The following is a 12735-nucleotide window of genomic DNA, read 5'->3' on the forward strand; positions in this document are numbered from 1 at the left end:
CTCAGAGGTCCCAGCCCTGCGCCAGCAGCGCGGCCTGGACGCGGTTCTCCGCGCCGGTCTTCACCAGCAGCGCCGAGACGTACTTCTTGACCGTGGCCGGCGCGAGCCCGAGCCCCGTCCCGATGGCCGCGTTCGACTCCCCCGCCGCGAGCCCGCGCAGCACCTGCCGCTCCCGCAGCGTCAGCTCCACCGGGGGCCGGGCGACCGTGCCGCCGGCCAGCCGGGGCAGCAGCCGCGCGGTGATCCGGGGGTCCAGGACGGCCCCGCCCGCGGCGAGGTCGAGCACGGCGCGCACCAGGGCGTCGGGCTCGGCGTCCTTGAGCAGGAAGCCCTGCACCCCGATCCGCAGGGCCTCCGACACGTACTCATCGAGATCGAACGTGGTGAGGACCGCGGCGGGAGGTGCGTCCGGCCGCGCGCACAGCGTGCGCAGGGCGGCGAGGCCCCCGCCGGGCATCTGGACGTCCACCAGCACGACGTCGGGCCGGTGCAGGTCGACCTGCGCCAGCAGCGCCGGGCCGTCGTCGGCCTCGCCGACGACGTCCACCGCGCCCCCGACCTCGAGGACCGTGCGCAGGCCAGCCCGCATCAGCGGCTCGTCGTCGGCCAGCACCACCCGTACGACGGCGGCCCCCACCGCGTGCTCCCCCCGGTTCACCCGACGGAGCCTACTGCCACCTACTTGCGAGGACGCTTCTCGCGCACCCGGATCGACATCCGGATCGGGGAGCCGGTGAACCCGAACTCCTCGCGCAGCCGCCGCTCCAGGAACCGCCGGTAGCCCGCCTCGAGGAACCCGCTGGTGAACAGCACGAACGTCGGGGGGCGGGTGGCGGCCTGCGTGGCGAACAGGATCTTGGGCTGCTTGCCGGAGCGGACCGGCGGCGGCGTCGCGTTGACGACCTCGGCGAGCCAGCCGTTGAGCCTCCCGGTCGGCACCCGCCGGTCCCACGACGCCAGCGCGGTGCGCAGCGCGGGCGCGATCTTGGCGACCGACCGGCCCGTCAGCGCCGAGATGTTGACGCGCTCGGCCCAGCGCACGCGCACGAGGTCGCGCTCGAGCTCGCGCTTCATCGCGAGGCGGCGGTCCTCGTCGACGAGGTCCCACTTGTTGAACACGAGCACCAGCGCGCGCCCGGCCTCCTCGACCATCGTGATGACCCGCTGGTCCTGCTCGGCGATGGGCTCGCCCGCGTCGATCAGGACGACGGCCACCTCGGCCGCCTCGATCGCGGCCTTGGTGCGCAGGCTGGCGTAGTACTCCATGCCGCTCGCGGTGTTGACGCGCTTGCGCAGGCCCGCCGTGTCGACGAACCGCCACACCTCGCCGTCGAGCTCCACCAGCGAGTCGACGGGGTCGACGGTGGTGCCGGCGACGTCGTGCACGACCGAGCGCACCTCCCCCGACACGCGGTTGAGCAGGCTCGACTTGCCGACGTTCGGCTTGCCCACCAGCGCCACCCGGCGCGGCCCGCCCGCGGTGCCCAGCCCGAGGTCGCGCGGGCTCTCCGGGAGGATCTCCAGGATCGCGTCGAGCAGGTCGCCCGAGCCGCGCCCGTGCAGGCCCGACACCGGATACGGCTCGCCGAGCCCGAGACGCCACAGCGCCGCGATGTCGGAGGTGAGCCGGTCGTCGTCGACCTTGGTGGCGCACAGCATCACCGGCACGTCGCCGCGGCGCAGCACCCGCGCGACGGCCTCGTCCGTGGTGGTCGCCCCCACCGAGGCGTCGACGACGAGCAGCACGGCGTCGGCCGTCTGCATCGCCATCTCCGCCTGCGCGGCCACCGAAGCCTGCAGCCCCTTGGCGTCGGGCTCCCAGCCGCCGGTGTCGACGAGGGTGAAGCGCCGGCCGTTCCACAGCGCGTCGTAGGCGATCCGGTCGCGCGTGACGCCCGGGATGTCCTGCACGACGGCCTCGCGGCGGCCCAGCAGGCGGTTGACAAGCGTCGACTTGCCGACGTTGGGCCGCCCGACGACGGCGAGCACCGGTGCGGGGACCAGCCCCTCCGACCCGCCGTCGGCGCTCTCGGCCCCATCGGCGTCGGTGAACTCGGACGGGTCCAGGCCCAGCCGACCCATCTCCGAGAGGGTGTCCTCGTCGTAATCGCTCATGTCCTGCTCCGTATGGCATCGAGTTCTCGGACCATCCCGGCCAGCTCGGCCCGGATGGTCTCGGTGGCGGCGGCGAGTCCTGCTCGCCCACCACCTGCGGGGAGGTCCAGCGGTGGGCCGAACAGCACGTCGACCCGGGGGCGGTGGCGCCGCCGCTCGCCCGGGCGGCGCCGGGTGCCCCGGCACACGACCGGGACCACCACCGCGCCCGCGGTCCGTGCGAGCCAGGCCGCGCCGTGCTGCGCGGCGGCCATGTCGCCGTCGCCGCGCGTGCCCTCGGGGAACACCCCGACCAGCCCGCCCTCGCGCAGCACCGCCAGCGCGGCCGTGAGCGGGCGGCGGTCGGGCGCCCCGCGGCGCACGCCCACCTGCCCGATCCGCGGCAGTGCCCGGCCCAGCGGGCCGTCGAACATCTCCTGCTTGACCAGGAACACCGCGCGGCGCCCGACCAGTCCGAACAGCAGCGGCCCGTCGACGAACGCGCTGTGGTTGGCGACGAGCACCACCGGGCCGGTGGCCGGCAACCGCTCACCGTGCTGCACGTACACGCGGTAGAAGGGCGTGAACAGCCAGGTGCCGACCCACCGGGCCAGGTCGTGCAGCCACGGCCACGACCCCGGCGGGAGCTGCGTGCCCCTGACCTGGGTGCCGGTCACCGCACCAGGCCCCGCTCCCCCACCAGCCTGCGCAGCTCGTCGAGCACGGCGTCCACGCTCAGGTGGTCGGTGTCCAGGACGACGGCGTCGGCGGCGGCGGTCAGGGGCGAGACCGTGCGGGTGGTGTCGAGGTGGTCGCGACGGCGCACGGCGGCGAGCACCGTCGCCGCGTCGGCCCCGCGCCCGGCCTTCCGGTCCTGCGCACCGCGGCGCGCGGCCCGGATCTCGTCGGACGCGGTGAGGTAGACCTTGAGCGCCGCTTCCGGGGCCACGACGGTGCCGATGTCGCGTCCCTCGACCACCATCCCGCCCTCGGCCTCGACGGCGTCGGCGATCAGCTCCCGCTGCCGCGCGACGACGAGCTCGCGGACCTCCGGGTGCGCCGACACGGCGCTGACCAGCCCGGTGACCGCGGCACCCCGGATCTCGGCCTCGACGTCCTCACCGGAGAGCAGGATCCGCGGCGCCGACGGGTCGGTGCCCGACTCGATCTCCGCGGCCGCCGCGGCGGCGACGACCTCGGGTGCGGGGCTGTCGGCGTCGAGCCCCGCCCGCAGCACCGCGAGGGTGGCGGCGCGGTACATGGCGCCGGTGTCGAGGTAGGGCACCGAGCACTCGCGGGCCAGCCGGCGGGAGACGGTGGACTTGCCGGTGCCCGAGGGCCCGTCCATCGCGACGACCCCGTGCAGCCTGCCCACCACGTTCCCCGACCTCCCGGGCCCCGCGGCCCCCTTCGCTGACGGCCCCGTTCTCCGTGATCGCCGGACCAGCTGTCCATCATGCCCCGGAGCCGCGCGGCGGCCCCGGGCGGGCTACAGACCGACCTCGCTGTAGAGGTCGCCGACCTCGCGGCGGGTGAGCGCGCGGAAGCGCCCGGGCCGCTGGTCGCCCAGCTGCACCGGCCCGACCGAGGTGCGCACCAGGCGCTGCACCGGGAACCCGACCTCCTCGAGCAGGCGCCGCACCACGTGCTTGCGCCCCTCGTGGATCTTCAGCTCCACCATGGACCGGCCCGGCGTGGAGTCGACGAGCTTGAAGGAGTCGACGACGACCGGCCCGTCCTCCAGGTCGACGCCCGAGCGCAGCCGCTTGCCCAGGTCGCGCGGGACCTGCCCCATCACCTCGGCGACGTAGGTCTTCTCGACCTCGTAGGAGGGGTGCATCAGGCGATGGCCGAGGTCGCCGTCGTTCATGAGGAGCAGCAGGCCCTCGGTCTCGGCGTCGAGCCGGCCGACGTGGAACAGGCGGTTGCGCGGCTCGCCGGTGAAGTGCTCGGCCATGATGCCGCGCTCGACGATCAGGTCGCCGACGCTGGGCCGGCCGAGGTCGTCCGACATCGACGAGAGCAGCCCGCGCGGCTTGTTCAGCGCGAGGTAGACCATGTCCTCGTTGAGCACGATCCGCGAGCCGTCGACGTGCACGACGGCGGTGGCGGGGTCGATCCGCCTGCCCATCTCGCGGACGGTCTTGCCGTCGACGCTGACGCGGCCCTGCGCGATCATCTCCTCCGACGCGCGCCGCGACGCCACACCGGCCTGGGCCAGCACCTTCTGCAGTCGTACGCCGTCACGGTCTTCGCTGGGGTTCACGGTCCTACTTCACATGTCGTCGATCGAGTCCACATCGGGCAGCAGCGGGGCGAGCGGGGGCAGGTCCTCCACCGAGGACAGCCCCAGCCGCTCCAGGAACAGCTCGGTGGTGCGGAACAGGGTGCCCTGCGTCGCGCCGTCGATGCCGGCCTCCTGCACCAGCCCGCGACTCACCAGGGTACGCAGCACCCCGTCGCAGTTCACGCCGCGCACCGCCGAGACGCGCGCGCGGGTCACCGGCTGCCGGTAGGCGATCACCGCGAGGGTCTCCAGCGCGGCGCGGGTGAGCTTCGCGCGCTGCCCGTCGAGCAGCAGCCGCTCGACGTAGGGGGCGTAGGCGTCGCGGGTGTAGAAGCGCCAGCCGCCGCCGACGTGGCGCAGGTCGATGCCGCGCCGCGCGTCGGCGTAGCCGCGGGACAGCCGCACCAGCGCCTCGGTGACCCGCGCGACCGGCAGCCCCAGCGCCAGTGCCAGCGACTCGGCCTCGGTGGGGGCGTCGACGACGAGCAGCAGCGCCTCCAGCGCCGACGCGAGCTCGTCGTCGTCGACGAGGACGAGCTCCCCGGACTCCTCGACGGCCTCCGGGTCCGTCACGGCGTCCACCGCACCGTCAGCTCCCCGAACGGCTCGGGCTGGTCGAGCTCCACGCACGCCCCGCGGAACAGGTCGAGCACGGCCAGGAAGCGGGCGACGACCTCGATCGGCGCCACGCAGTCGGCGGTGAGCACCGCGAACGTGGCCACGCCCAGCTCGGCCAGCCGCGCGCGCAGCAGCTCCGCGTGCTCGGCCACCGACACCTCGTGCTGGTGCAGGTGCCCCAGCCCCGGCCCGGCCGGCGGCGGCTTCGGGCGGAACACGCTGGCGGCCAGGTCGGCGAACGTCGCCGCGTCGACGCCGAGCAGCACCTCGGGCAGCAGCACCGAGAACCGCTCCTCCAGCGCCACCGACCGCGGGAACCGCCGCGCCGCCCCCGCCTCCAGCTCCACGAACAGCGACGCCACCGCCTTGTAGGCGCGGTACTGCAGCAGCCGCGCGAACAGCAGGTCGCGGGCCTCCAGCAGCGCCAGGTCCTCGGCGTCCTCCACCTCGGCGTCGGGCAGCAGCCGCGCCGCCTTGAGGTCGAGCAGGGTGGCCGCGATGACCAGGAACTCGGTGGTCTCGTCGAGGTCGGCGTCGTCGCCGAGGAACTTCAGGTGCGCGATGAAGTCGTCGGTGACGCGGTGCAGCGCCATCTCGGTGATGTCGAGCTCGTGCTTGCCGATCAGCTGCAGCAGCAGGTCGAACGGGCCCTCGAAGTTGTGCAGGCGGACGGTGAACCGCTGCGGGCCGGACGGGACCGGCTCGTCGCTCAGCAGGGTCACCGGGCGAGGACCTCGCGCGCCAGCATCCGGTACGCCTCGGCGCCGTTGGAGTGCGGCGCCCACGTCGTGATGGGCTCCCCGGCGACCGTGGTCTCCGGGAACCGGACGGTGCGGTTGATCACCGCCTCGAACACGAGCTTCCCGAACGCCTCCTGCACCCGCTGGCGCACCTCGCGGGTGTGCAGCGTGCGCGGGTCGAACATCGTCGCCAGGATCCCGAGGATCTTCAGGTCCGGGTTGAGCCGGTCCTGCACCTTCTCGATGGTGTCCATCAGCAGCGCGACACCGCGCAGCGAGAAGAACTCGCAGGCCAGCGGGATGAGGATCTCGTCGGCGCAGGCCAGGGCGTTGATCGTGAGCAGGCCGAGCGAGGGCTGGCAGTCGATGAGGACGACGTCGTAGCGGTCGAGCACCGGCTTGATGGCCCGGCCCAGCGCCTGCTCGCGCCCGACCTCGGTGACGAGCTGCACCTCGGCCGCCGACAGGTCGATGTTGCTGGGCAGCAGGTCCAGCCCCTCGACGCCGGTCTCCTTGATGACGTCCTCGACCTCGACGCCCCGCTCCATCAGCAGGTTGTAGACGGTCGTGTCGAGCTCGTGGGCCTGCACGCCGAGCCCGATCGAGAGCGCGCCCTGCGGGTCGAAGTCGACCAGCAGCACCTTCCGGCCGTACTCGGCGAGCGCGGCCCCCAGGTTGATCGTCGACGTCGTCTTGCCGACGCCGCCCTTCTGGTTGGCCACGGCGATGATCCGCGCCGGTCCGTGCTGGGTCAGCGGGGCCGGTTCGGGTGCGTTCACGCGATGTCCCTCCCCCGGGTCGAGCGGCTCCGGCTGCGGATCCGGCTCGTCCTCGTAGTGCGGCTCCGGGCGGGGGACGAAGGGCCGCGGCGTGTCCATGCGGGCTCCGCTCTGTGACGGGGCGGCCCGTGGGGGCCGTTCCGCGCAGACTAGGAGGCGCCGACGACGACCGGCAACGCGCCCCGCCGTACCGCCGCCGTCTTTCGGCTGATCAGAGCCGACGGGGACGGCACGTTACCGATCAGTGGCGGTCCGGGGTCGCACGGGTGTCGTGCAGGTCACCGCGATCGGCCGGGTCCGGTGAGCCCGCGGTGTCCCGGACGTCACCGCGACGACACGGCGGTGACTCGCCGCGACGGTCTACTTCCCCCGTCCCCCACCGCGTGACCGGAGGCCACCATGCCGGACCTGTTCAGCCCCTTCACCCTCAAGGACGTCACGCTGCGCAACCGCATCGCGATGTCGCCGATGACGATGTACCGGTCGGTCGACGGGAGGATGGACGACTACCACCTCATGTACCTGGGCGCCCGCGCCGCCGGCGGGTTCGGGCTGGTGTTCCCCGAGCAGGTCGCCATCGCGCCCGAGGGGCGCACGACGGTCCACTGCGCGGGCATCTACGACGACGACCAGATCGAGGGACACGCCCGCGTCACCGCGATGATCAAGGACATGGGCTCGGTCGCGGGCATCCAGCTCGGGCACACCGGCCGCAACGGCAGCGAGGTCAAGCCGTGGGTGGCGGGCGACCTCGGCCACCAGCTCCCGCCCGACCACCCCGAGGGCTGGCAGGTCGTCGGCCCGTCGGACGTGCCGTACGGGTTCGGCAAGCGCCCCCACCCGGTCCACCCGCTCACCGTCGAGGAGATCAAGGCCGTCCACCGGCAGTACGCCGAGGCGGCCGTCCGCGCGCTCGAGGCGGGCTACGAGTGGCTGGAGATGCACTTCGCGCACGGCTACCTCGCCGCGAGCTTCTACTCGCCGATGGCCAACAAGCGCACCGACGCCTACGGCGGCAGCCTGGAGAACCGCGCCCGGTTCCTCATCGAGGCCCTCGACGCCGTCCGCGAGGTCTGGCCCGAGCACCTCCCGCTCACGATGCGGCTGGGCAGCGACGACTTCCACCCCGACGGCGTGCAGTTCGAGGACTCGATCACCGTGATCGGCTGGCTCAAGGAGCACGGCCTCGACCTCGCCGACATCAGCATGGGCGGCAACTCCGACGACATGCGCGACCCGTTCTTCGGCGACGTCAGCGCGTGGGTCGACCGGGCCCGGCAGGTCAAGGAGCAGGTCGACATCCCGATGGCGACGAGCTGGAACCTCGGCGTCCCGCAGAACGCCGACGCCGCGGTCCGCGACGGCGCCGTCGACGTCGTGCTGCTGGGCCGCCCCGCCCTGGCCAACGCGCACTGGCCGGTGTGGGCCGCCCGCGAGCTCGGCCACAAGGAGCCCTTCGACCTCGTGCCCGAGGACTGGGGCTGGTGGCTGAAGAACTTCCGCGGCCACGCCCCGAGCATCGGCTGGCCGGAGATCCCGGGCGAGGAGGCCCCGCCCGCGGGCCTGCCCGGCGCCGCCTGACCCTCACCGGTCGACAGCCACGGGACCACGCCTGCCGCGGTGGTGTCCCGCGCGCGTTCCCGGCTGCCGCGCACGTTTCCCGCTCCCGCGCGCCCCCGGGGCCGCGCGGGAGCCGGTTCGGCGCGCGGGAACCCACGTCGCGCGCGAGAACCGGGCGGCGGCTCGGCAGGGCGCTCAGGCCAGCGCGCGGGGGTGGCTGGTCGCGTAGACCTCGCGCAGGGCGTCGACGGTGACGTGGGTGTAGATCTGCGTCGTCGTCACCGACGCGTGGCCCAGCAGCTCCTGCACGGTGCGGACGTCCGCGCCCCCGGCGAGCAGGTGCGTGGCGAAGCAGTGCCGCAGGGTGTGCGGGGAGACGTCGGCCGTCAGCCCCGCCACCTCGGCGGCCCCGCGCAGCGCGTGCCAGGCGCTCTGCCGCGAGAGCCGGGCGCCGCGGGCGTTGAGCAGTAGCGCCGGCGTACCGCGGCCCTTGGCGGCCAGGGCCGGTCGGGCCCGCACCCGGTAGGCGTCGACGGCGGCCAGTGCGGGCCGCCCGACGGGCACGATCCGCTGCTTGCCGCCCTTGCCGCGCAGCAGCACGGTGCGCCCGTCGACGTCGAGGTCGTCGCGGTCGATGCCGACGGCCTCGGAGATCCGGGCGCCGGTGGAGTACAGGAGCTCGAGCAGGGCGCGGTCCCGCAGCGCGACCGGCCCGTCGCCGATGCAGCCCGCGAGCAGCTGGTCGACCTCGTCGACGCCCAGCGCCCGCGGCAGCGTCGAGGGCAGCGCGGGCGGGGTGACGGCACGGGCGACGTCGTCGGGCACCAGTCCGTCGCGCGCGGCGAACCGGTGCAGCCCCCGCACCGCGGCCAGCGCCCGCCCCGCCGACGACGCGGCCAGCGGGCTCGGGCCGCTGCGCAAGGCCGCGACGAACGCGCCGACATCGGCCTCCCGGACGGCGGCGAGGTCGTCGATCCCCAGGCCGGCGAGGTGCGCGGTGTAGCGCCGCAGGTCGGCGGTGTAGGACGCGACGGTGTTGGCCGCACTCCCCCGCTCCACCGTCAGGTGGTGCAGGAACGCCTCCACCGCCGCACCGACCGCCACGCCCACCGCGCCATCATGCCGCTACCCGGCGCCGTTCCCGGCCCGCTCGGCCGCGCGTGTCACCAGCGCGGCGAGCTCGTCGCGGGTCGGCCCGGCGGGCACCGGCGGCCGCCAGCCCGACGCGTAGACCTCCCGCGCCCGCGGCTCCACCTCGTGCAGGCTCGACGGCAGCGCCTGCATCACCGCGTACGGGCCGATCACCCGCATCAGCGACGGGTCGGCCTCCGCGGCCGCCCAGACCAGGTCCGACGGCAACCGTGCGCCGAGGTCGACGTCCGCCCCCGCCCACCGCGCCCGGAGCGCGGCGTCGACCTCGACGTGGTCGTCGAACCACGGCTTGACGGCCTCCACGCACCACGCGTCGAACGCCCGGGTGGCGGGCTCGGGGTCGGCGGCGAGGTCGCCGGACAGCGCGAGCAGCCGACGGGCCTGCACCAGCGCGAGGGCGATGCCCCGGCCGGCGGCCGGGTTCGTGGTGCACACGGTGTCGCCGACGAACACGAGCCCGGTCAGCGGGACCTCCCCGTCCGCGTCGAGCTGGCCGGACCACGTGTTGTGCAGCCGCCCGCCGGGCAGGACCGGACCGACGGGCTCCGCCCGGCCGGGGTCGGTCCACGCGGCGAGCAGCGGGATCGCGGCCGCAGCCGCCTCGAAGGCCCGGCGGTCGCGCAGCAGGGCGAGCTCCCGGTCGTCGCCCGACCGGAGCACCAGCACGGAGAACACCCCGTTGTCGTGCGGGAACGCCAGAGCGCCGTAACCGGGGTACAGCGCCCCGGCCGCGCTCGGGTTCTCCATCGGCCCGAACTCCACACCCGGCCGCAGCCGGTACTCGCGCGACACGTAGGCCACCCCGCAGTCGCCGCCCTGCGGCCGCTCGCGCAGGCCGCGGCCCAGCCGCCCGGATCGGCCCGACGCGTCGAGCACCAGGTCGGCCTCGACCCGGCGCCCGTCCACCCGCAGCCCGGCCGCGCGCCCGCGGTGGCGCAGCACCTCCTGGGCGTGCCCGCGCTGCAGGGCGACCCCGGGCTCCGCACGGGCCGCGGCGCGCAGCACGCGCTCGAACACCGTCCGCCGGCACCGCAGCCCGGTGGCCATCGACCGGTCGGGCAGCGTCACGCGCTCGGCACCCGCGGCGACCAGGGCGTCGAGGACCTCGGGCATCTCCGCGGCGAGGGCGTCGACGACCTGGTTGCGGAACCCGTGCGGGTGGTGGAACTGCATCACCCCGGCCCGCTCCCACGTCCCGTCGGGCCGCGGGCCGGGGTCGCGGTCCACGACGGTGACGGCGTGACCGCGGCGGGCCAGTGCGATCGCGGCGAACAGGCCGGTGGGCCCGGCCCCGGCGATGACGGTGCGCATGTCGACAGGAGCCGGTGGCCGGGTCCGCGATACGTCAGGCCAGCGCCGGGATGACCTCGCGCTCGAACATCTCGATCCCCGACCGGTCGTAGGCGGCCTCGGCGAAGTTGAGGATCGCGTAGGTCATGCCGGCCTCCTTGAGCTTCGTGAGGTTCTCGATGATCTGGTCGGGCGTGCCGCACGCGGGCAGGCCGCGCACCGCGCCGAGCGAGCCCTCCGCCTTCTTCTCCCCGACGTGCGGGAGCAGCCGCGCCTTCGCGTCCTGCATCCGCTGCTCGACCTCGGCCTGGTTGCTGCCGATCGCCACGTTGTAGTTGGCCGAGCGGACGATGGCGTCGAAGTCGGTGCCGACGGTCTCGCAGTGGCCCTTGAGCAGCTCGGACTTGCGGGTGAAGCCCTCGAGCGTGCCGTCGAAGTTCGTGTAGCGCGCGTACTTGGCGGCGATCTTGAGCGTCACCTTCTCGCCGCCGCCCGCGATCCACAGCGGGATGCCGCCCTCCTGCAGCGGCCGGGGCTCCACGATGGCGCCGTCGACCTGGTAGTGCTTGCCGTCGAGCGTGGCCGACCCCGTTTCCCAGGCCTGCTTCATGATCTGCACGCCCTCGTCGAGCATCTTCAGCCGCTCGGGGCCCGACGGGAAGCCGTAGCCGTAGGCGCGCCACTCGTGCTCGTACCAGCCGGCGCCGATGCCCATCTCGATCCGGCCGCCGGAGATGATGTCGGCGGTGGCCGCGACCTTGGCCAGGTAGGCGGGGTTGCGGTAGCCCATGCTCGTGCACATCTGGCCCAGCCGCACCCGCTCGGTGACGGCGCCGAACGCCGACATCAGCGACCACGCCTCGTGCGTGGCCTGGTCGGTGGGGGCGGGCACGGTGTGGAAGTGGTCGTAGACCCAGATCGACTCCCACGGACCCGCGTCGGCGTGCTGCGCGAGGCCCTTCATCGTGGCCCACTGGTCCTTCGGGTCGATGCCGACGAGGTCGTGTCGCCAGCCCTGGGGAACGAACAGTCCGAATCGCATACCGGTCACGGTCCCCGAGCCTAGAGCGTCGGGGCCGGTACCGTCGCGGGTGTGAGCACGCCCGAACCGCGGCGCATCCGCGTCGGTCACGCCGAGCGCGAGTGGGCCGTCACCGAGCTGGGCGAGCACCTCGCCGCGGGCCGGCTCGACCCCGATGAGTACGCCGAGCGCGCCGCCGCGGCGTACTCCGCGCGCACCGACGACGAGCTCGACGCCCTGTTCGCCGACCTGCCCCGGCCCTCCGCCGCCGTGGTGCCGGTGTCCTACCCCTCGCCCTACCCGGCGCGGCCGGCCTCCGATGCCCCCTACGGCGTCGACCTGCGCACCGGCCTGCCGTTCTCCGACCGCAACAAGGTCGTCGCCGGCGTCCTGCAGCTGGTGCTGCCGTTCGGCGTCGGCCGCTTCTACAGCGGCCACCACGGCATCGGGGTGGCCCAGCTGCTGCTGTCGGTGTTCGGCATCGGGATCCTGTGGGCCTGGGTCGACGGCATCGTGCTGCTCGCCGGGAACCCGACCGACCCGTACGGCCGGCCGCTGCGCACCTGACGCGCGCCCGTCAGGCCTTCCGCGCGGCGAACCGGGTCGGCCGGTCCGTCCACGGCGCGTCCGCGGGCCGGGCGGCCGTCGGCGCCCCGGCCAGCACGTGCGCCGCGAGGACGGCCGCGACCGTGACGGCGTTGACGATCGTGCCCGCGAGCACCATCCGCACGGCCACCGGCATCGACACCCAGCGCGTGGTGAGGTCGGCCTCCTCGTCGTCGCCCAGGTCCGGGCGGCCGATCTCGGAGACGTCCCGGGCCAGGTAGACGCGCACCGACTCGTCGGAGAAGCCGGGCGAGGGCACGACGTCGATCAGCACCGACCACTCCGCCGCGGCGAGCCCGGACTCCTCGGCCAGCTCGCGCTGCGCGGTGAGCAGCGGGTCCTCGCCCTGCACGTCGAGCAGGCCGGCCGGGAGCTCCCACAGCCGCCGCCCGACCGCGTGCCGGTACTGGTGGATCATCATCAGCCGGTCGTCGGCGTCGAGCGCCGCGACCGCCACCGCGCCCGGGTGCTCCAGGATCTCCCGGGTGGCCACCCTCCCGCCGGGCATGACCACGCGGTCCGAGCGCAGCGCCATGACGCGCCCTGCGTAGACGTCCTCCGTGGCCTCGACCGGGAAGTCGTGACGAC

At 74.4% G+C, this 12735-nt stretch carries 14 protein-coding genes; 2 read left to right on the plus strand and 12 right to left on the minus strand.

All coding sequences use genetic code 11. The features are described 5' to 3' along the window. Position 1 precedes the first annotated feature (1 nt). From HOP40_RS27535 to HOP40_RS27570, 8 genes are all read right to left on the minus strand, one after another. Positions 2 to 658 carry a response regulator gene (locus HOP40_RS27535; RefSeq protein WP_275691316.1) on the minus strand — a complete coding sequence of 219 codons (657 nt, stop codon included), beginning with the start codon at positions 656 to 658 and terminating at the stop codon, positions 2 to 4. 20 nt (positions 659 to 678) lie between these two features. Next, a complete protein-coding gene (der, locus tag HOP40_RS27540; RefSeq protein WP_240157308.1) occupies positions 679 to 2115 on the minus strand; it encodes a ribosome biogenesis GTPase Der in 1437 nt (478 codons plus the stop codon). Further along, a complete protein-coding gene (locus tag HOP40_RS27545) occupies positions 2112 to 2771 on the minus strand; it encodes a lysophospholipid acyltransferase family protein (RefSeq protein ID WP_172164005.1) in 660 nt (219 codons plus the stop codon). The genes der and HOP40_RS27545 overlap by 4 nt, the downstream gene beginning before the upstream one ends. After that, the gene (gene cmk / locus HOP40_RS27550) at positions 2768 to 3442 is read right to left on the minus strand and encodes a (d)CMP kinase (RefSeq protein ID WP_172169310.1); all 675 of its coding nucleotides are present in this window, start codon (positions 3440 to 3442) and stop codon (positions 2768 to 2770) included. Before cmk ends, HOP40_RS27545 begins: the two co-directional genes overlap by 4 nt. A 141-nt stretch (positions 3443 to 3583) precedes the next feature. Next, positions 3584 to 4360 carry a pseudouridine synthase gene (locus tag HOP40_RS27555; protein ID WP_172164008.1) on the minus strand — a complete coding sequence of 259 codons (777 nt, stop codon included), beginning with the start codon at positions 4358 to 4360 and terminating at the stop codon, positions 3584 to 3586. Positions 4361 to 4369: 9 nt separating this feature from the next. Continuing rightward, positions 4370 to 5011: an SMC-Scp complex subunit ScpB gene (scpB, locus tag HOP40_RS27560; RefSeq protein ID WP_420821771.1), complete on the minus strand. Its 642-nt coding sequence runs from the start codon at positions 5009 to 5011 to the stop codon at positions 4370 to 4372. Further along, complete coding sequence (locus tag HOP40_RS27565; RefSeq protein WP_240157309.1) at positions 4951 to 5721, minus strand: segregation and condensation protein A; 771 nt, start codon at positions 5719 to 5721, stop codon at positions 4951 to 4953. Before HOP40_RS27565 ends, scpB begins: the two co-directional genes overlap by 61 nt. Beyond that, positions 5718 to 6617: an AAA family ATPase gene (locus tag HOP40_RS27570; protein WP_172164011.1), complete on the minus strand. Its 900-nt coding sequence runs from the start codon at positions 6615 to 6617 to the stop codon at positions 5718 to 5720. Before HOP40_RS27570 ends, HOP40_RS27565 begins: the two co-directional genes overlap by 4 nt. A gap of 300 nt (positions 6618 to 6917) precedes the next feature. Between HOP40_RS27570 and HOP40_RS27575 the strand changes: the two genes are divergently transcribed. Further along, the gene (locus HOP40_RS27575) at positions 6918 to 8099 is read left to right on the plus strand and encodes an NADH:flavin oxidoreductase/NADH oxidase (RefSeq protein WP_172164014.1); all 1182 of its coding nucleotides are present in this window, start codon (positions 6918 to 6920) and stop codon (positions 8097 to 8099) included. Between the two features lie 174 nt (positions 8100 to 8273). Here HOP40_RS27575 and HOP40_RS27580 read toward each other — a convergent pair whose 3' ends face one another. The 3 genes from HOP40_RS27580 to HOP40_RS27590 are packed head-to-tail and all read right to left on the minus strand — an operon-like array spanning position 8274 to position 11562. Beyond that, positions 8274 to 9188, minus strand: coding sequence for a site-specific tyrosine recombinase XerD (locus HOP40_RS27580; RefSeq protein ID WP_172164016.1), 915 nt, complete (start codon positions 9186 to 9188; stop codon positions 8274 to 8276). Between the two features lie 15 nt (positions 9189 to 9203). Next, positions 9204 to 10541 (minus strand): FAD-dependent oxidoreductase, encoded by a 1338-nt coding sequence (locus tag HOP40_RS27585; protein ID WP_172164019.1) that lies wholly within the window; start codon positions 10539 to 10541, stop codon positions 9204 to 9206. A gap of 34 nt (positions 10542 to 10575) precedes the next feature. Then, positions 10576 to 11562, minus strand: a complete 987-nt coding sequence (locus HOP40_RS27590) for an LLM class F420-dependent oxidoreductase (protein WP_172164022.1) — start codon at positions 11560 to 11562, stop codon at positions 10576 to 10578. Between the two features lie 51 nt (positions 11563 to 11613). Between HOP40_RS27590 and HOP40_RS27595 the strand changes: the two genes are divergently transcribed. Further along, positions 11614 to 12108: a DUF1707 domain-containing protein gene (locus HOP40_RS27595; RefSeq protein ID WP_240157310.1), complete on the plus strand. Its 495-nt coding sequence runs from the start codon at positions 11614 to 11616 to the stop codon at positions 12106 to 12108. A 10-nt stretch (positions 12109 to 12118) separates the two neighbouring features. Here the strand turns inward: HOP40_RS27595 and HOP40_RS27600 are convergent, their stop codons facing one another. After that, positions 12119 to 12682, minus strand: a complete 564-nt coding sequence (locus tag HOP40_RS27600) for an NUDIX domain-containing protein (RefSeq protein ID WP_275691376.1) — start codon at positions 12680 to 12682, stop codon at positions 12119 to 12121. Positions 12683 to 12735 lie beyond the last annotated feature (53 nt).

The organism is Pseudonocardia broussonetiae (genome assembly GCF_013155125.1).
In the GTDB taxonomy this organism is placed as follows: Bacteria; Actinomycetota; Actinomycetes; order Mycobacteriales; family Pseudonocardiaceae; genus Pseudonocardia; species Pseudonocardia broussonetiae.